Annotated in this window: 29 protein-coding genes; 28 read left to right on the top strand and 1 reads right to left on the bottom strand. The window is 44.8% G+C overall.

The features are described from left to right. Window positions 1-183: 183 nt before the first annotated feature. From rpsJ to rplQ, 28 genes are all read left to right on the top strand, one after another. A complete protein-coding gene (gene rpsJ / locus AABI08_RS05620; RefSeq protein ID WP_047975027.1) occupies window positions 184-492 on the top strand; it encodes a 30S ribosomal protein S10 in 309 nt (102 codons plus the stop codon). A 58-nt stretch (window positions 493-550) separates the two neighbouring features. Continuing rightward, window positions 551-1,240, top strand: a complete 690-nt coding sequence (gene rplC, locus AABI08_RS05615; protein ID WP_047975026.1) for a 50S ribosomal protein L3 — start codon at window positions 551-553, stop codon at window positions 1,238-1,240. Between the two features lie 28 nt (window positions 1,241-1,268). Beyond that, window positions 1,269-1,892 (top strand): 50S ribosomal protein L4, encoded by a 624-nt coding sequence (gene rplD, locus AABI08_RS05610; RefSeq protein ID WP_047975025.1) that lies wholly within the window; start codon window positions 1,269-1,271, stop codon window positions 1,890-1,892. Continuing rightward, entirely contained in the window at window positions 1,892-2,179 is a 288-nt protein-coding gene (rplW, locus tag AABI08_RS05605; protein WP_047975024.1) for a 50S ribosomal protein L23, read from the top strand. Before rplD ends, rplW begins: the two co-directional genes overlap by 1 nt. Window positions 2,180-2,201: 22 nt before the next feature. Next, on the top strand, window positions 2,202-3,035 hold the full coding sequence (rplB, locus tag AABI08_RS05600; protein ID WP_047975023.1) for a 50S ribosomal protein L2: 834 nt from the start codon (window positions 2,202-2,204) through the stop codon (window positions 3,033-3,035). A gap of 16 nt (window positions 3,036-3,051) precedes the next feature. Beyond that, window positions 3,052-3,327, top strand: coding sequence for a 30S ribosomal protein S19 (gene rpsS, locus AABI08_RS05595; protein WP_047975022.1), 276 nt, complete (start codon window positions 3,052-3,054; stop codon window positions 3,325-3,327). Window positions 3,328-3,341: 14 nt separating this feature from the next. Continuing rightward, entirely contained in the window at window positions 3,342-3,698 is a 357-nt protein-coding gene (rplV, locus tag AABI08_RS05590) for a 50S ribosomal protein L22 (protein ID WP_010691186.1), read from the top strand. Then, window positions 3,698-4,366 (top strand): 30S ribosomal protein S3, encoded by a 669-nt coding sequence (gene rpsC / locus AABI08_RS05585; RefSeq protein WP_047975021.1) that lies wholly within the window; start codon window positions 3,698-3,700, stop codon window positions 4,364-4,366. The genes rplV and rpsC overlap by 1 nt, the downstream gene beginning before the upstream one ends. A gap of 14 nt (window positions 4,367-4,380) precedes the next feature. After that, a complete protein-coding gene (gene rplP / locus AABI08_RS05580) occupies window positions 4,381-4,794 on the top strand; it encodes a 50S ribosomal protein L16 (protein WP_047975020.1) in 414 nt (137 codons plus the stop codon). Next, window positions 4,794-5,000 carry a 50S ribosomal protein L29 gene (gene rpmC / locus AABI08_RS05575; protein ID WP_047975019.1) on the top strand — a complete coding sequence of 69 codons (207 nt, stop codon included), beginning with the start codon at window positions 4,794-4,796 and terminating at the stop codon, window positions 4,998-5,000. Before rplP ends, rpmC begins: the two co-directional genes overlap by 1 nt. Before the next feature lie 22 nt (window positions 5,001-5,022). Next, the gene (gene rpsQ, locus AABI08_RS05570) at window positions 5,023-5,289 is read left to right on the top strand and encodes a 30S ribosomal protein S17 (protein ID WP_059393922.1); all 267 of its coding nucleotides are present in this window, start codon (window positions 5,023-5,025) and stop codon (window positions 5,287-5,289) included. 51 nt (window positions 5,290-5,340) lie between these two features. Next, window positions 5,341-5,709 (top strand): 50S ribosomal protein L14, encoded by a 369-nt coding sequence (gene rplN / locus AABI08_RS05565; protein ID WP_338343906.1) that lies wholly within the window; start codon window positions 5,341-5,343, stop codon window positions 5,707-5,709. A gap of 21 nt (window positions 5,710-5,730) precedes the next feature. Beyond that, window positions 5,731-6,039 (top strand): 50S ribosomal protein L24, encoded by a 309-nt coding sequence (rplX, locus tag AABI08_RS05560; RefSeq protein ID WP_338343907.1) that lies wholly within the window; start codon window positions 5,731-5,733, stop codon window positions 6,037-6,039. 40 nt (window positions 6,040-6,079) lie between these two features. Continuing rightward, window positions 6,080-6,622: a 50S ribosomal protein L5 gene (rplE, locus tag AABI08_RS05555; RefSeq protein WP_338343908.1), complete on the top strand. Its 543-nt coding sequence runs from the start codon at window positions 6,080-6,082 to the stop codon at window positions 6,620-6,622. 127 nt (window positions 6,623-6,749) lie between these two features. Continuing rightward, the gene (rpsH, locus tag AABI08_RS05550) at window positions 6,750-7,148 is read left to right on the top strand and encodes a 30S ribosomal protein S8 (RefSeq protein WP_047975014.1); all 399 of its coding nucleotides are present in this window, start codon (window positions 6,750-6,752) and stop codon (window positions 7,146-7,148) included. Window positions 7,149-7,172: 24 nt separating this feature from the next. After that, window positions 7,173-7,709, top strand: coding sequence for a 50S ribosomal protein L6 (rplF, locus tag AABI08_RS05545; protein WP_338343909.1), 537 nt, complete (start codon window positions 7,173-7,175; stop codon window positions 7,707-7,709). A gap of 88 nt (window positions 7,710-7,797) precedes the next feature. After that, window positions 7,798-8,151, top strand: a complete 354-nt coding sequence (gene rplR / locus AABI08_RS05540; RefSeq protein ID WP_047975012.1) for a 50S ribosomal protein L18 — start codon at window positions 7,798-7,800, stop codon at window positions 8,149-8,151. 20 nt (window positions 8,152-8,171) lie between these two features. Next, on the top strand, window positions 8,172-8,678 hold the full coding sequence (gene rpsE, locus AABI08_RS05535) for a 30S ribosomal protein S5 (protein ID WP_047975011.1): 507 nt from the start codon (window positions 8,172-8,174) through the stop codon (window positions 8,676-8,678). 11 nt (window positions 8,679-8,689) lie between these two features. Continuing rightward, complete coding sequence (gene rpmD / locus AABI08_RS05530) at window positions 8,690-8,872, top strand: 50S ribosomal protein L30 (protein ID WP_047975010.1); 183 nt, start codon at window positions 8,690-8,692, stop codon at window positions 8,870-8,872. Window positions 8,873-8,902: 30 nt separating this feature from the next. Further along, entirely contained in the window at window positions 8,903-9,337 is a 435-nt protein-coding gene (gene rplO / locus AABI08_RS05525; protein ID WP_047975009.1) for a 50S ribosomal protein L15, read from the top strand. Between the two features lies 1 nt (window position 9,338). Then, a complete protein-coding gene (secY, locus tag AABI08_RS05520; RefSeq protein ID WP_338343910.1) occupies window positions 9,339-10,637 on the top strand; it encodes a preprotein translocase subunit SecY in 1,299 nt (432 codons plus the stop codon). A gap of 23 nt (window positions 10,638-10,660) precedes the next feature. Next, the gene (locus AABI08_RS05515; protein ID WP_059393917.1) at window positions 10,661-11,227 is read left to right on the top strand and encodes an adenylate kinase; all 567 of its coding nucleotides are present in this window, start codon (window positions 10,661-10,663) and stop codon (window positions 11,225-11,227) included. 99 nt (window positions 11,228-11,326) lie between these two features. Beyond that, window positions 11,327-11,542 carry a translation initiation factor IF-1 gene (gene infA, locus AABI08_RS05510; protein WP_010691205.1) on the top strand — a complete coding sequence of 72 codons (216 nt, stop codon included), beginning with the start codon at window positions 11,327-11,329 and terminating at the stop codon, window positions 11,540-11,542. 50 nt (window positions 11,543-11,592) lie between these two features. After that, the gene (gene rpmJ / locus AABI08_RS05505; protein WP_074717856.1) at window positions 11,593-11,712 is read left to right on the top strand and encodes a 50S ribosomal protein L36; all 120 of its coding nucleotides are present in this window, start codon (window positions 11,593-11,595) and stop codon (window positions 11,710-11,712) included. A 78-nt stretch (window positions 11,713-11,790) separates the two neighbouring features. After that, window positions 11,791-12,162 (top strand): 30S ribosomal protein S13, encoded by a 372-nt coding sequence (rpsM, locus tag AABI08_RS05500; protein WP_047975006.1) that lies wholly within the window; start codon window positions 11,791-11,793, stop codon window positions 12,160-12,162. Between the two features lie 176 nt (window positions 12,163-12,338). Beyond that, complete coding sequence (gene rpsK, locus AABI08_RS05495) at window positions 12,339-12,725, top strand: 30S ribosomal protein S11 (protein ID WP_047975005.1); 387 nt, start codon at window positions 12,339-12,341, stop codon at window positions 12,723-12,725. 46 nt (window positions 12,726-12,771) lie between these two features. Beyond that, on the top strand, window positions 12,772-13,716 hold the full coding sequence (locus tag AABI08_RS05490; protein ID WP_047975004.1) for a DNA-directed RNA polymerase subunit alpha: 945 nt from the start codon (window positions 12,772-12,774) through the stop codon (window positions 13,714-13,716). Window positions 13,717-13,752: 36 nt separating this feature from the next. Beyond that, on the top strand, window positions 13,753-14,136 hold the full coding sequence (gene rplQ / locus AABI08_RS05485; RefSeq protein ID WP_252774359.1) for a 50S ribosomal protein L17: 384 nt from the start codon (window positions 13,753-13,755) through the stop codon (window positions 14,134-14,136). A gap of 67 nt (window positions 14,137-14,203) precedes the next feature. On the opposite strand, the gene AABI08_RS05480 is transcribed toward rplQ, so the two are convergent. Continuing rightward, window positions 14,204-15,427 (bottom strand): NAD(P)/FAD-dependent oxidoreductase, encoded by a 1,224-nt coding sequence (locus AABI08_RS05480; protein WP_338343911.1) that lies wholly within the window; start codon window positions 15,425-15,427, stop codon window positions 14,204-14,206. Between the last annotated feature and the right edge of the window lie 15 nt (window positions 15,428-15,442).

Genomic DNA, 15,442 nt, shown 5'->3' with positions numbered 1-15,442 from the left:
TACGCCTTTTGGGGTTGCCGATGCAAACCCCTCAAAAAGACTGGTGTATCAACGTTTAGCGATGATGATTAAGGTTGCGACACGCGCGGCCGCGTTGCCAAGGGCGCGCAAAACACCGCAAAAGGTGTTGTCGGTTTTTGATCGGAGTTAGCTGATTTACAAAATCAACGAGGAGGCACGAAAATGGCACAAAAGAAGATCCGTATCCGCTTGAAGGCATACGAACACCGTATCTTGGACCAATCAGCAGACAAGATTGTTGAAACAGCAAAGCGTACTGGCGCAGAAATCGCCGGTCCTATTCCTTTGCCTACTGAACGGACATTGTACACGGTGCTTAGTTCACCCCACAAGTACAAGGATGCTCGTGAACAGTTCGAAATGCGAACTCACAAGCGTTTGGTCGACATTGTGAACCCTACTGACAAGACAGTTGACGCATTGCGTAAGCTTGAATTGCCAGCCGGTGTTGCAATCGAAATCAAGCTCTAATTTAAAGTACCACCCCGCTAGATAAAATAGTTTAGCGATGAAATGAAGGAGATTAGTCATGACTAAAGGTATCTTAGGCCGTAAAGTCGGTATGACTCAGGTTTTTACTGAATCTGGTGAATTGATCGCCGTGACTGCTGTTGAAGCTACTCCAAACGTTGTTTTGCAAGTTAAGACGCAAGCAACTGATGGATACAATGCTTTGCAGTTGGGTTACCAAGACAAGCGCGAGATTTTGTCAAACAAACCTGAACAAGGCCACGTTGCAAAAGCCAACACAGCCCCTAAGCGCTACATTCGTGAAGTCCGTGATGCGGAAGGCGAATACAGCGTTGGGGATGCAATTGCTGTTGACACTTTCCAAGCCGGTGAATATGTTGATGTTACCGGTATTACTAAGGGACACGGTTTCCAAGGTGCTATCAAGCGCTTGGGTCAATCACGTGGTCCTATGAGTCACGGTTCTCGTTACCACCGTCGCCCAGGTTCAATGGGTGCCATCATCAACCGGGTATTCAAGGGTAAGCTCTTGCCTGGTCGTATGGGTAACCAGAAGCGGACAATGCAAAACATTGCGATTGTTCACGTTGATGTTGAAAACAACTTGTTGTTGTTGAAGGGAAACGTTCCTGGAGCAAACAAGTCACTTTTGACAATCAAGTCAACTGTTAAGACAAATGCTAAGCACCCTGAAGTGAAGATGGCCGGCGCAAAGCCAGCTGCTGAAGCTCAGGCTGAAGAAGCTTAATACTTTATAGAAAGGAGAACAATCAATCATGACAAAAGTTGCTGTATTAAAGCAAGATGGTTCAAAGGCTGCTGACTTGGACTTAAACGAAGCAGTTTTCGCCGTTGAACCAAACAATGCTGTGATTACTGACGCAGTTTTGATGCAACGCGCATCAATGCGTCAGGGAACGCATGCGGTTAAGAACCGTTCCGCTGTTTCTGGTGGTGGTCGTAAGCCATGGAAGCAAAAGGGAACTGGTCGTGCCCGTCAAGGTTCTATCCGCGCGCCACAATGGCGTGGTGGTGGAATCGTATTCGGTCCAACCCCACGTTCTTACTCTTACCGGATCAACAAGAAGGCTTATCAATTAGCCTTGAAGTCAGCTTTGTCACAAAAGTTGGCTGACAACAAGTTGGTCGTAGTTGATGCTTTGGCATTTGATGAAGCTAAGACAAAGAACTTCAAGGAAGTTTTGGCAAACTTGGCTGTTGATTCAAAGGCCTTGGTAATCGTTGATGAAGGTAACCAAAACGCTTTGTTGTCAGCTCGTAACTTGGCAAACGTTCAAGTGATGACAACAAACGGTATCAACGTCTTGGACGTTGTTAACGCTGATAAGCTGGTGGTTGTTCAAGCAGCGATCGAAGAAATCCAAGGAGGTCTCGCCTAATGGATGCACGCGATATTATCCGCCGCCCAATCATTACCGAAGCTTCAATGGCGCAAACAGAAATGAAGCGTTACGTATTTGAAGTTGATGTTCGGGCTACTAAGCCAGAAATCAAGCGTGCTATCGAAGAAATCTTCGATGTACAAGTTGCACGTTTGAATACCGCAAATGTTCGCGGTAAGAAGAAGCGTCAAGGACGTTATGTTGGATTCACTCGTAAGATGAAGAAGGCTATCGTTACTTTGAAGGCTGACTCAAAAGATATTCAAATCTTTAACGAAGGTTAATTTTTAATAGGAGGATAAGACATTGGCTATCAAGAAATACAAGCCAACCTCTAACGGACGTCGTAACATGACGACTTCTGATTTTGCAGAAATCACGAAGTCAACGCCCGAAAAGAGTTTGTTGGCAAAGAAGTCAAAGACCGGTGCGCGTAACGCACAAGGTCGCATGACAGTTCGCCATAAGGCTGGTGGACACAAGCAAGCCTACCGTATTATTGACTTTAAGCGTACAAAGGACGACAAGTTCGCAACGGTTAAGGCAATCGAATACGATCCAAACCGTACGGCTAACATCGCCTTGCTCGTTTATGAAGACGGTATCAAGGCCTACATCTTGGCGCCTAAGGGACTTAAGGTTGGCGATAAGGTTCAATCTGGTCCTGATGCCGACATTAAGGTCGGTAATGCCTTGCCATTGAGTGCTATTCCTGAAGGTACTTTGATTCACAACATCGAATTGAAGAACGGTAAGGGTGGCCAATTGGCACGTTCCGCTGGAGCTTCTGCTCAAATCTTGGGACGTGATGGTAAGTACACTATCGTTCGTTTGACTTCAGGTGAAGTACGTTTGGTTTTGAGCACTAACCGCGCCACTATCGGTGAAGTTGGTAACTCAGAACATTCATTGATCAACTGGGGAAAGGCCGGACGTAACCGTTGGCGTGGAAAGCGTCCTCACGTTCGTGGTTCTGTAATGAACCCTAACGATCACCCACACGGTGGTGGTGAAGGAAAGGCCCCTGTTGGTCGTCCAAGTCCACTTTCTCCATGGGGTAAGAAGACTGCTGGTAAGAAGACTCGCGATAAGAAGAAGAACTCAACAAAGTTCATCGTTCGCGGTCGGAAGAGTAAGTAAGGGAAGGAGATAACTAATGGCTCGTAGTTTGAAAAAGGGACCATTTGCGGACCCACACTTGCTTAAGAAGATTGAGGCCCAAGCGGACCAAGAAAAGAAGTCAGTGATCAAGACATGGTCACGTCGCTCAACAATTTTCCCAAGTTTTATCGGATTTACAATTGCAGTCTATGATGGCCGCAAGCACGTTCCAGTTTATGTCCAAGACGACATGGTTGGTCACAAGTTAGGTGAATTTGTGCCAACTCGTACGTTCAAGGGTCACAAGAACGACGATAAGAAGACTAAGTAAGGAGGAAATGAAAAATGGCTGAACAAGTAACATCAGCTCGGGCGACCGCCAAGATCGTTCGCGTTGCCCCTCGTAAGGCGCGCTTAGTTCTTGACACGATTCGTCGGAAGAATGTCAACGAAGCATTCGCAATTTTGAAGTTCCTGCCTAATACTTCTACTGAAGATATTTATAAGGTTTTGAACTCAGCAGTTGCTAACGCTGAAAACAACTTTTCACTTGACCGTGAAGATTTGATCGTTAAGGAAGCATTTGCCAACGAAGGACCAACGCTTAAGCGTTTCCGTCCTCGTGCCAAGGGTTCTGCTTCTGCAATTAACAAGCGCACAAGCCACATCACAATTGTGGTTGCTGAGAAGGAGGAAAAGTAATGGGTCAAAAGATTAACCCAACTGGCTTCCGTGTCGGTGTCATCCGTGACTGGGATGCGAAGTGGTTTGCTGACAAGGCAGACTTTTCTAACCAACTTCTTGAAGACTTGCGTATTCGTAAGTACATCGAAGAGAACTTGACGGACGCTTCAGTTGATCGCGTAGAAATCGAACGCTCAACTAAGTCACGTATCGATTTGACTTTGCACACTGCCAAGCCAGGAATGGTTATTGGTAAGGGTGGTTCCGAAGTTGAAAAGTTGCGGACTCAATTAGCTAAGTTGACGAATGTTGACGAACGTGGACGCCACAAGCGTGTCTTCATCAACATCGTTGAAATTAAGAAGCCTGATTTGTCAGCTCACTTGGTGGGCTTGCAAGTTGCAGGTGATTTGGAACGTCGTATCGCTTTCCGTCGTGCAATGCGTGGTGCTATCCAACGTGCCCGCCGTGCCGGTGCTAAGGGAATCAAGATTGTTGTTTCAGGTCGTTTGAACGGGGCAGATATGTCACGTATCGAACAGTATACTGAAGGAACTGTTCCACTCCACACACTTCGTGCAGACATTGACTACTCATGGGACGAAGCAGCTACTGCTTACGGAAACTTGGGTATCAAGACTTGGATCTACCGTGGTGATGTGTTGCCAAAGAAGAAGAACAAGTAAGGAGGGAAGCAGACATGTTAGTACCAAAGCGTGTTAAATTCCGTCGTGTACACCGTGGTCACATGCGTGGCGAAGCTAAGGGTGGAAAGACGGTGGCTTTTGGTGATTATGGCTTGCAAGCAACAACTTCAAGCTGGATTACCAACCGTCAAATCGAAGCTGCCCGTATTGCAATGACCCGTTATATGAAGCGTGGTGGTAAGGTTTGGATTAAGATCTTCCCTCACAAGTCATATACATCTAAGGGTGTTGGTGTTCGAATGGGTAACGGTAAGGGTGCTCCCGAAGGATGGGTTGCCCCAGTTAAGCGTGGTAAGGTAATGTTTGAAGTTGGTGGCGTGGCTAAGCCTGTTGCCTTGGAAGCATTGCGTCTTGCACAACATAAGTTGCCTGTACGTACAAAGATTATTGCTCGGGAGGCTGAATAATGACGAAAGCAAATGAATTAAAAGCTTTGTCACTTGCGGATTTGCAAAAGCGCGAAGCCGAATTCAAGGAAGAATTGTTCAACCTTCGTTTTCAATTGGCTACTGGTCAATTAGAAAACACGGCCCGTATTTCAAAAGTTCGTAAGGACATCGCACGTGTGAAGACTGTCATTCGTGCACAACAATTGGCAGAAGCCAACAAATAAGACGAAAGGAAGAAGCTGAAAAATGAGTGAAGAACGTAACGCTCGTAAGACTTACCGTGGTCGTGTCGTATCTGACAAGATGGACAAGACTATCACTGTTGCCGTTGATACTTATGTCAACCACCCAGTTTATGGTAAGCGAGTTCGCTATACTAAGAAGTTCAAGGCCCATGATGAAAAGAACATCGCTAAGATGAACGATATCGTTGAAATCATGGAAACTCGTCCTTTGTCTGCAACGAAGCACTTCCGTTTGGTAAAGGTTGTTGAAGAGGCAGTTATCCTCTAATCGGACTTTAATCCAATCGTCGTAAACTATTGCTAACAAGGAGGATGAACCATGATTCAACAAGAGAGTCGTTTGAAAGTGGCTGATAACTCTGGCGCACGTGAAATCTTGACGATTAAAGTGCTCGGTGGTTCTGGCCGTAAGGTTGCTGGTATTGGTGACATGATTGTTGCTACTGTCAAGCAAGCTATCCCTGGTGGTAACGTTAAGAAGGGTGACGTCGTTAAGGCTGTCATCGTACGAACTGTAGCTGACGTACGTCGGACTGACGGTTCATACATCAACTTCGATGAAAACGCTGCTGTTATCGTTAAGGATGACAAGTCACCAGTTGGAACGCGTATTTTTGGCCCTGTCGCACGTGAATTGCGTGACAACAACTTTACGCGAATCGTTTCATTGGCACCAGAAGTGCTTTAATACTACTAGGAGGAGCCAATCATGTTTGTAAAAACAGGTGATAAGGTTCGCGTCATTGCTGGTAAGGACAAGGGTAAGGAAGGAACAATCACTAAGACTGTTGCTGCCAAGAACCGTGTCGTTGTCGAAGGCGTAAACCTCGTTAAGAAGCATCAAAAGCCTTCTAACGAATACCCACAGGGTGGTGTTATCGTTATCGAAGCACCTATCCACGCATCAAACGTACAATTGATTGACCCATCAACTAACGAACCAACCAAGGTTGGCTTCAAGTTTGAAGATGGCAAGAAAGTACGTTTTGCTAAGAAGTCTGGCAATGTGCTAGGCTAAAAAAAGCTATAATCTATTTTGAAAGGTAGAAATCATTATCATGGCAAATGAATTAAAAGTAAAATATGTTAATGAAGTTCAACCTGCTTTGATCAAGAAGTTTAACTTTACTTCACCAATGCAAGCCCCAAAGATCGAAAAGATCGTTTTGAATATGGGTGTTGGTGATGCGGTTTCAAACTCAAAGAACCTCGATGAAGCGGTTGAAGAATTGAAGTTGATTGCTGGACAACAACCAGTTATCACTCGTGCAAAGAAGTCAATCGCCGGATTCCGTCTTCGTGAAGGAATGGCTATCGGTACAAAGGTTACTTTGCGTGGAGAACGTATGTTTGAATTCTTGGACAAGTTGATTAACATCTCTTTGCCTCGAGTTCGTGACTTCCACGGTGTTTCTGGTAAGGCCTTTGATGGTCGCGGAAATTACACTTTGGGAATCCGTGAACAGTTGATTTTCCCTGAAATCGACTTTGACAAGGTTAACCGTGTTCGTGGTTTGGACATCGTTATTGTAACGACTGCTGCAAACGACGAAGAAGGTTTCGAATTGCTTTCTGGCTTGGGCATGCCTTTCGCCAAGTAAGTAATTTAAAAATGCGGTCACTCATTTGGGTGGCGCGTTTTTAAGTGTTTGTGACAAGTGTCTTGAACACTTAAGAGCGTGTCAAATTCTTGATGACGTTCAAAATATAAAAGGAGGATATCGATAGATGTCTATGACTGATCCAATCGCTGATTTTTTGACTCGAATCCGTAACGCCAACATGGCGCGTCACGCTTCCGTTGAAATTCCAGCATCAAAAATGAAGAAGAGCATTGCCGAGATCTTGAAGCAAGAAGGTTTCATCCGTGATGTAGAATACTTGGAAGACAACAAGCAAGGTGTTATCCGCGTATTTTTGAAGTACGGAGAAGATCAAGAGCGTGTCATCACTGGTATTAAGCGTGTTTCAAAGCCTGGTTTGCGTAAGTATGCTAAGGCTGAAGAAATGCCAAAGGTCTTGAATGGCCTTGGTATCGCCATTGTTTCAACATCAAACGGTGTTGTAACTGATAAGGTAGCACGTGCTAAGCAAGTCGGTGGCGAAGTGCTGGCTTACGTTTGGTAATATATCTAAGAAAGGAGACTTACCATGAGCCGTATTGGAAACAAAATCGTTACGATCCCTGCTGGCGTTGAAGTTAAGCAAGATGGTCAATTTGTGACTGTTAAGGGACCTAAGGGTGAATTGAACTACACAATCAACCCTGAAATCACGATGCACATGGATGGTACTGAAGTATCATTTACTCGTGCAGCTGAAGATAAGAAGCACCGTGCATTGCACGGTACAACTACTGCAAACTTCTCAAACATGGTTGAAGGCGTTACTAACGGCTTCTCAAAGACTTTGAAGATGGTCGGTGTTGGTTACCGTGCCGCAAAGTCTGGTTCAAAGTTGACTTTGTCAGTTGGGTATTCACACCCAGTTGACTTTGAAGACCGCGAAGGTTTGACTGTTGAAGTTCCTGATGCCTTGACTATCAAGATTGCTGGAATCTCAAAGCAAGCAGTTGGTGATTTTGCTGCGGAAATCCGCGCAATTCGCCCACCCGAACCATATAAGGGTAAGGGAATTCGTTACGAAGGCGAAGTTGTCCGTCGTAAGGAAGGTAAGACTGGTAAGTAAGCTTTTAGCTTCTTAACTCGTTTTACATTTAATAAACAAAGATTATTTGAAAGTGGTTTAACCACTTAAAGAAAAGGAAAGCACAGCTATGATTACGAAACCAGATAAGAATAAGCTTCGCGTACAACGCCACAAGCGTGTCCGCGGCAAGATCTCTGGTACTGCTGCTCGCCCACGTTTGAACGTTTTCCGTTCTAATGTCAACATCTACGCTCAATTAATTGATGACGTAGCGGGTGTAACGCTAGCAAGTGCCTCATCACAAAGTGCCGATGTTACCGGTACAAAGGTTGAACAAGCCGTTAAGGTTGGCGAGATGATCGCTAAGAATGCTAAGGCTGCTAACATCGAAGAAGTTGTCTTCGATCGTGGTGGTTATGTTTATCACGGACGTGTGAAGGCTTTGGCCGACGCTGCTCGTGAAAACGGTTTGAAGTTCTAAGGAAAGGAGGAATAATACAAATGGTTGAATTCGTAAACCCTAAGGAATTAGGCGAATTAGAAGAAAACGTTGTTGCAATTAACCGTGTTACCAAGGTTGTTAAGGGTGGACGTCGTTTGCGCTTCGGTGCTTTGGTTGTCGTTGGTGACAAGCAAGGTCACGTTGGTTTTGGAACTGGTAAGGCACAAGAAGTGCCAGAAGCTATCCGTAAGGCCGTTGAAGACGCAAAGCGTAACTTGATCACTGTACCAACAGTTGGTACTACTATTCCTCACGAAGTTCTTGGTGAATGGGCTGGTGGTAAGATCCTGGTTAAGCCTGCTAAGGAAGGTGCTGGGGTTGCCGCCGGTGGTGCTACTCGTTCCGTAATGGAATTGGCTGGTATCAACGATGTGACTGCTAAGTCATTGGGTTCATCAACTCCTGTCAACGTTGTTCGTGCAACTTTCGATGCATTGAACAACTTGAAGGATGCTGAACAAGTGGCAAAGTTACGTGGTGTTTCACTGGAACACTTGGCTGAATAAGGAGCGATAACATGGCTGATTTGAAAATCACTTTGATTAAGAGTGCGGCTCATCGCTTGCCTAAGCAACGTGCCATTGTTAAGTCACTTGGACTTAACCGTGTGTCAAGCTCAGTGGTGAAGCCTGATAACGCAGCTACTCGTGGCGCAATTTTCCATATTGCTCACTTGGTTGCTGTTGAAGAAGTAAAATAAAAAAATTTTAGAAAAAGGAGGGACCAAACGATGAATTTGAACGAATTGCAACCTGCTTTGGGTTCACGCCAGACACGTAACCGTGTTGGTCGTGGTACTTCATCTGGAAACGGTAAGACTGCTGGTCGAGGCCAAAAGGGACAAAAGGCCCGTGGTAAGACACGTCTTGGGTTCGAAGGTGGACAAATGCCTTTGTACCGTCGTATTCCAAAGCGTGGATTTACAAACATCTCACGCAAGGAATTCGCAGTTGTTAACTTGGACAAGTTGAACAACTTCGATAACGGCACTGAAGTAACACCTGCTTTGTTGATTGAAAACGGTGTAGTAAAGAACCAAAAAGACGGAATCAAGGTCTTGGGTAATGGTCAATTGGAAAAGAAGTTGACGATTAAGGCCCACAAGTTCTCTGCTGCTGCAGTTAAGGCCATCGAACAAGCTGGTGGTACAACCGAGGTGATCTAAAATGTGGCGCACGCTATTTAATGCAATCCGACAAAAAGATATTCGTAAGAAGATGCTTTGGACGATTTTGATTCTCTTTGTTTACCGCATTGGGACTCATATCACTGTTCCAGGTGTTAATCCTGCTGCCTTGAATTCAGTTTCTGGTTCGGGCTTATTGAATATTTTAAATATTTTCTCGGGTGGAGGCTTACTGAACTTCTCGCTTTTTGCGATGGGGGTCTCGCCTTATGTTACTGCACAGATTGTTGTGCAGTTGCTGCAGTTAGATATCGTGCCACGTTTTGTTGAATGGAGTAAACAAGGCGAAGTTGGTCGCCGGAAGCTGAACCAAGCTACCCGGTACTTGACCATTATCTTTGCCTTTTTGCAATCAGTGGGAATTACCGCTGGATTCAACTCCTTAGCCGCCTATGGTTTGGTGAAGCAGACCAATAACGTGACCTCCTTCCTACTGATTGGGTCGGTCATGACAATTGGAACTTTCTTTGCCATGTGGTTGGGAGAAATGATTACCGAAAAGGGTCTTGGAAACGGTGTTTCCATGATTATCTTCTCTGGAATTATTTCTCAAATGCCTTCTGGTTTGTGGGAAATTTTCAAGGAAAATGTTCTGCAAGCTAGTGGCAACGACAAGGTTACCGGCTGGATTTTCATGGCGGTTTTGCTAACGGCAATCATCTTGGTTGTCGGAATTACGACTTGGTTCTATGAAGCAAGTCGTCGTTTGCAAATCCAATATACACGGTCAGCTTCTTCCTACGGGGCTGAAGCTTACCTACCTTTGAAGTTAAACGTTTCTGGGGTGATTCCTGTGATCTTTGCTTCGTCATTGATTTCAACACCACAGACAATTCTCTTCGCCTTCCAGAGTAAGTATAGTAACGTTGGCTGGTTTAAAGTCTTACAACAGATTTTCTCCATGCAAACAACAACCGGAGCGATTTTCTACACCGTTCTGATTATTCTCTTTACTTACTTCTACGCCTTTGTACAGGTCAACCCTGAAAAGTTGGCCGAAAACTTGCAAAAGCAGGGGGCTTACATTGTTGATGTCCGTCCTGGTGTCGAAACGCAAAAGTTCGTCACAAAGTTGCTCTTACGCTTGTCGTTTGTTGGGGCTTTGTACCTTGGCTTTGTAGCCTTGGTACCATTGATTGCATCTGATGTATGGGGACTTAATGAAAAGATTGGCTTGGGTGGAACTTCTTTGCTGATTGCCATCGGGGTTACCCTTGATTTGATTCGTCAAATCGATGGTCTCTTGCAAAAGAAGAACTACGTAGGCTTCATCCGTTAAGCTGGTTTAAAAGGAGTTCAATCATGACGAAAAACCTAATTTTATTGGGTCTACCTGGTGCAGGTAAGGGAACCCAAGCTGAGAAGATTATTGCTGACTACCCAATGGTTCACATTAGTACTGGTGATATCTTCCGGGCCAACATGAAAGAAGAAACTGAGCTTGGACAAAAAGCAAAAGCCTTCATGGATGCTGGTAACTTAGTTCCTGATGAAATTACGAATGCGATGGTCGCTGATCGGCTATCACAACCTGACGTAGTTGAAAACGGCTTTATGCTTGACGGCTACCCACGTAATGAAGAACAGGCCAAGTTCTTGGACCAATTCTTAGCCGAAAAGAACGACAAGGTTTCGGCTACCTTGTATTTTGAAGTTCCTGACCAAGTTTTGGTTGACCGGTTAATGAACCGGGGACGGGCCGATGACACCAAGGATGTTATCGCGCACCGTTTGGAAGTCAACAAGAAGGCCAACTTGCCTTTGGTTGATTACTATGAAAATCATGGTGTCTTGCACACTATCGATGGTAATGGTGAATTAGATCGAATTTACGCTGATGTAAAATCGGTTTTGGATGCCTTGGACTAAAAGGCTTTTCTTGATAATTCAGGGGAACCCTGGTATAATCAATAAGGTTGACCGCCTTATCGATTATGTTGAATGATGGTTACATAGGAGGTAATCTGCGTGGCCAACGATGTCATTGAAATTGAAGGCAAAGTGAAAGAAACGATGCCAAATGCAATGTTTCAAGTCGAACTTGAAAATGGTGCGGTCATCTTAGCACACGTTTCCGGGAAGATTCGTAAGAATTATATTCGGATCTTGCCAGGTGACCGTGTCACGGTTGAAATGTCACCATACGACTTGACAAAGGGTCGTATTACTTACCGTTTCCGCTAAAAATCAGCGGGGCGGTCTATAATCAGTTAACCGAATAGGAGGAATAGATTATGAAGGTACGTCCATCAGTTAAAAAAATGTGCGAATCTTGCCGTGTGATTAAGCGTAACGGCCGGACAATGATTATTTGCCCAGCTAACCCTAAGCACAAGCAACGCGCAGGTAAGTAATTTTTACTTACAAAGATAAAAAACGCTTGAAAATGAACTTAGAAGTTCTTTCAAAATATTAAAAGGAGGTAAATTGTTATGGCTCGTATTGAAGGTATCGATTTGCCACGTGACAAGCGAATTGTCATTGGTTTAACATACATCTACGGAATCGGTAATACAACTGCCCAAAAGATCTTGGCTACTGCTAAGGTTTCTGAAGACGTTCGAGTTCGCGACTTGACGGTTGATCAAGAAGATCAAATCCGTGAAGCTATCGCTGCTTTGAACTTGCAGTTGGAAGGTGACTTGCGTCGTAAGGTATCACTTGATATCAAGGGATTGCAAGAAATCGCCTCATACCGTGGTATTCGTCACCGTAAGGGATTGCCCGTTCGTGGACAACACACGAAGAACAACGCCCGTACTCGCAAAGGCCCAGCTACGGCAATTGCTGGTAAGAAGAAGTAAAACACTTTTTACCAATCTCTTTAACAAGAAAACGGCATATTGTCGCAAGACTGCTGTCCTTTTCTAAAAGAGCCTCACTTTTGTGAGAAATGATTATCACAACCACAGTTGTGTAATGTTGGTTAGTCATCACTAACCCGAGAAATTATAAAGAATTTGAAAAGGAGGCAAAAATTATGGCAGTTCGTACTACACGCAAGCGTCGTGTGAAAAAGAACATTGAATCTGGTGTGGCACATATCCACGCAACTTTCAATAACACTATCGTCATGATTACCGATGCCCAAGGTAACGCTGTTGCCTGGTCATCAGCTGGTGCCCTTGGATTCAAGGGATCACGTAAGTCAACACCATTCGCTGCTCAACAAGCAGCGGAAGCAGCTGCTAAGTCCGCATTGGAAGTTAACATGCGCACTGTTGCTGTTACGGTTAAGGGCCCTGGTTCCGGTCGTGAATCAGCAATTCGTGCATTGGCCGCAGCTGGTCTTGAAGTAACGTCAATCAAGGATGTTACCCCAGTTCCCCATAACGGATCACGCCCACCAAAGCGTCGTCGTGTTTAATTAATTTCATTGCGCTTGCTTTGAAAGAGGGGGTTAGAGTTAACAGATGATTGAATTTGAAAAGCCAGATATTCATAACATCGAAGAGGATGCCAACTACGGTAAGTTCATCGTGGAACCTCTGGAGCGTGGCTATGGTACGACTTTGGGTAACTCCCTTCGTCGTGTCTTGCTATCATCGCTTCCTGGCGTAGCGGTCAACACAGTCCAAATCGACGGTGTGGTCCACGAATTCTCAACCGTTGATGGTGTCGTAGAAGACGTGACCCAGTTGATTTTGAACTTGAAAAAAGTTGTTTTCGCTACGGACTCAGCTGAAGAGCACGCTTTGGAAATTGATGTTCAAGGACCAAAGGACGTTACTGCAGCTGATTTGACAGGATCAGCTGACATTGAAGTCTTGAACCCAGATTTGCATATTGCAACTTTGGCAGCTGGAAAGTCATTACACATGACCGTTACGGCTGTAAAGGGTCGGGGTTATTCTTCAGCTGAAGAAAACAAGCAATTACGTGATGAAATGCCAATCGGTGTTTTAACGGTTGATTCGATTTATACACCAATCGAACGAGTTAACTACCACGTTGAAAACAAGCGTGTTGGTTCTCGCGACGATTACGATAAGCTGACCATGGAAGTTTGGACTAATGGTTCAATCAAGCCAAGTGATGCTTTGAGTCTTGGTTCAAAGATTCTAACAGAACACTTGAACTTGTTCACGGATATTTCCCCTGTTGCCCAAGAGACTAAAGTCATGGTTGAAACGGAAAAGGCTACAAGTACTGCAGCTGATGCCGCTCCAATCGAAGACTTGGACTTGTCCGTTCGTTCATACAACTGCTTGAAGCGAGCAGGAATCAACACGATTGAAGAGTTGACTGATCGCTCAGAAGCCGACATGATGAAGGTCCGTAACTTAGGACGTAAGTCATTAGACGAAATTCAAGAGAAGTTGACCGAAATGGGCTTAGGCTTCCGTCAAGAAGATTAATATTCATCAAAAGTTTAGAAAAAGGAGGATTAACCGATGTCATACCGTAAGCTAGGCCGTACTTCATCACAACGTAAGGCAATGTTGCGTGACTTGACTACTGACTTGTTGATCAATGGTCGGATTCAAACTACTGAAGCCCGTGCCAAGGAAGTTCGCAAGACAGCTGACAAGATGATCACGCTTGGTAAGCATGCTGATTTGGCTGCCCGTCGTAAGGCTGCTAAGTTCGTGCGTAACGAAGTTGCTGATGTCAAGGAAGATGGCGACAACATTCGCGTACAAACTGCTTTGCAAAAGTTGTTTGAAGAAGTGTCACCACGTTTTGCAGAACGTAATGGTGGTTACACTCGCATCTTAAAGACTGTTCAACGTCGTGGCGACGCTGCACAAATGGTTATCTTGGAGTTAGTTGACTAATTTCTCGATAAGCAAAAAGCTCGAAACCTTAATTGGTTTCGAGCTTTTTTGTTTGTCATGAAGTTAATTAATGCTTAGGACGCCCGTAACGGAAGTAACGGAAGAAGCCATAAGCAGACCCAATTCCAGCGAAAAAGGATAGGTTAATGGCATGCTTCGCCCAGCGAGCAAAAAGTCCCGCAGAACCATTGCGACCATAGGCATTTGAAAGACCGTAGTTTTTACCAAGGGAAACAAAATAGCCAGGATTCTTTTGCTCCTTGGCGCTTTTGCCATGGTCCTTAGCTAATCCTAATTGGTAAATCAGTCTATTGATAATGATATTACCCGCGTATTCGGCTGCCAGCGCTAATTGTGGCAGTCCCTCCTGATTATTTTGGGTGAAGGCAGCAATGTTACCGGCCGCAAAGACGTTTGATAGCGGTATACCTTCTTCTGTCAGGACACGGAAGTGCTTATCGACAGTTAGTTGTCCATGGTCATTGATGGCAATTCCCCAACGATTAGCCATTGGCTCAACTTGTAAACCAGTTGCCCAATAGACCTTGTCGGTTAATAGTTGCTGTCCGTCCAGCAAGGTCAGGCGGTGCTTGGTCATCCCCAATACTCGCGTATCATTTAAGACCTCAACACCACGTTTGGTCAAAAAGTCTTTCGCTTTTTGACTTAACTCAGGTTCCGTTAAGGCAGGGAGGAGAACTTGACTGGCATTAACCAGGGTTAATGTAATTCGTGTTGGATCAATTTGGTGATGGTTTTTAAAGCTGGCTAATTCGGCCATTAACTCAACCCCACTTGGGCCACCGCCAACCACTGTAATGTTGAGGCTTTTTTCAGGATTGGTTTTTTGCTGTTCCAAAAATTCCTCTAAATCAGCTCGAACCGCCAATGCCCCATCAAATGAGTTAAACAATATGGCGTGCTCGACAACACCTGGAATACCAAAGGCAGAACCAATACTACCGGTTGTTAAGATCAGATAGTCATAGTGGTAATCATTTTTCTTAGTCATCAACAGGCGATGGTTAAAGTTGATGTCGTCAACCCGCTGGTTAATAAAGGTGACGTTTTTGTCGCCTTTAAAAAGTTGGTAAAGATCGTACCGAGCGCTTTCGACGGGAACAGTATTGACGGCGAGCTGTGGTAAGACGCTTTGTAAGGTCATTGCGTCGCTGTCATCATTAAAAAGCAGAATCTGGTGGTCAGTTCTGCGAAGTTTGCGGGCTAACCGCTTAGCAATGTAAACGCCAGATAATCCTGCTCCGACGATTGCAATGGTTTTTTTGGACATTCATGAATCCCTTTT

Source organism: Fructobacillus evanidus, from assembly GCF_963580165.1.
GTDB classification, from domain to species: domain Bacteria; phylum Bacillota; class Bacilli; order Lactobacillales; family Lactobacillaceae; genus Fructobacillus; species Fructobacillus evanidus.
This window is presented reverse-complemented; position numbering and strand designations above follow the sequence as displayed.

What these genes read in the sequence shown, in the direction of transcription:
- rpsJ (WP_047975027.1), top strand. Translation starts at nt 184, where the DNA reads ATGGCACAAAAGAAGATCCGTATCCGCTTGAAGGCATACGAACACCGT.
- rplC (WP_047975026.1), top strand. Translation starts at nt 551, where the DNA reads ATGACTAAAGGTATCTTAGGCCGTAAAGTCGGTATGACTCAGGTTTTT.
- rplD (WP_047975025.1), top strand. Translation starts at nt 1,269, where the DNA reads ATGACAAAAGTTGCTGTATTAAAGCAAGATGGTTCAAAGGCTGCTGAC.
- rplW (WP_047975024.1), top strand. Translation starts at nt 1,892, where the DNA reads ATGGATGCACGCGATATTATCCGCCGCCCAATCATTACCGAAGCTTCA.
- rpsS (WP_047975022.1), top strand. Translation starts at nt 3,052, where the DNA reads ATGGCTCGTAGTTTGAAAAAGGGACCATTTGCGGACCCACACTTGCTT.
- rplV (WP_010691186.1), top strand. Translation starts at nt 3,342, where the DNA reads ATGGCTGAACAAGTAACATCAGCTCGGGCGACCGCCAAGATCGTTCGC.
- rpsC (WP_047975021.1), top strand. Translation starts at nt 3,698, where the DNA reads ATGGGTCAAAAGATTAACCCAACTGGCTTCCGTGTCGGTGTCATCCGT.
- rplP (WP_047975020.1), top strand. Translation starts at nt 4,381, where the DNA reads ATGTTAGTACCAAAGCGTGTTAAATTCCGTCGTGTACACCGTGGTCAC.
- rpmC (WP_047975019.1), top strand. Translation starts at nt 4,794, where the DNA reads ATGACGAAAGCAAATGAATTAAAAGCTTTGTCACTTGCGGATTTGCAA.
- rpsQ (WP_059393922.1), top strand. Translation starts at nt 5,023, where the DNA reads ATGAGTGAAGAACGTAACGCTCGTAAGACTTACCGTGGTCGTGTCGTA.
- rplN (WP_338343906.1), top strand. Translation starts at nt 5,341, where the DNA reads ATGATTCAACAAGAGAGTCGTTTGAAAGTGGCTGATAACTCTGGCGCA.
- rplX (WP_338343907.1), top strand. Translation starts at nt 5,731, where the DNA reads ATGTTTGTAAAAACAGGTGATAAGGTTCGCGTCATTGCTGGTAAGGAC.
- rplE (WP_338343908.1), top strand. Translation starts at nt 6,080, where the DNA reads ATGGCAAATGAATTAAAAGTAAAATATGTTAATGAAGTTCAACCTGCT.
- rpsH (WP_047975014.1), top strand. Translation starts at nt 6,750, where the DNA reads ATGTCTATGACTGATCCAATCGCTGATTTTTTGACTCGAATCCGTAAC.
- rplF (WP_338343909.1), top strand. Translation starts at nt 7,173, where the DNA reads ATGAGCCGTATTGGAAACAAAATCGTTACGATCCCTGCTGGCGTTGAA.
- rplR (WP_047975012.1), top strand. Translation starts at nt 7,798, where the DNA reads ATGATTACGAAACCAGATAAGAATAAGCTTCGCGTACAACGCCACAAG.
- rpsE (WP_047975011.1), top strand. Translation starts at nt 8,172, where the DNA reads ATGGTTGAATTCGTAAACCCTAAGGAATTAGGCGAATTAGAAGAAAAC.
- rpmD (WP_047975010.1), top strand. Translation starts at nt 8,690, where the DNA reads ATGGCTGATTTGAAAATCACTTTGATTAAGAGTGCGGCTCATCGCTTG.
- rplO (WP_047975009.1), top strand. Translation starts at nt 8,903, where the DNA reads ATGAATTTGAACGAATTGCAACCTGCTTTGGGTTCACGCCAGACACGT.
- secY (WP_338343910.1), top strand. Translation starts at nt 9,339, where the DNA reads ATGTGGCGCACGCTATTTAATGCAATCCGACAAAAAGATATTCGTAAG.
- AABI08_RS05515 (WP_059393917.1), top strand. Translation starts at nt 10,661, where the DNA reads ATGACGAAAAACCTAATTTTATTGGGTCTACCTGGTGCAGGTAAGGGA.
- rpmJ (WP_074717856.1), top strand. Translation starts at nt 11,593, where the DNA reads ATGAAGGTACGTCCATCAGTTAAAAAAATGTGCGAATCTTGCCGTGTG.
- rpsM (WP_047975006.1), top strand. Translation starts at nt 11,791, where the DNA reads ATGGCTCGTATTGAAGGTATCGATTTGCCACGTGACAAGCGAATTGTC.
- rpsK (WP_047975005.1), top strand. Translation starts at nt 12,339, where the DNA reads ATGGCAGTTCGTACTACACGCAAGCGTCGTGTGAAAAAGAACATTGAA.
- AABI08_RS05490 (WP_047975004.1), top strand. Translation starts at nt 12,772, where the DNA reads ATGATTGAATTTGAAAAGCCAGATATTCATAACATCGAAGAGGATGCC.
- rplQ (WP_252774359.1), top strand. Translation starts at nt 13,753, where the DNA reads ATGTCATACCGTAAGCTAGGCCGTACTTCATCACAACGTAAGGCAATG.
- AABI08_RS05480 (WP_338343911.1), bottom strand. Translation starts at nt 15,427, where the DNA reads ATGTCCAAAAAAACCATTGCAATCGTCGGAGCAGGATTATCTGGCGTT.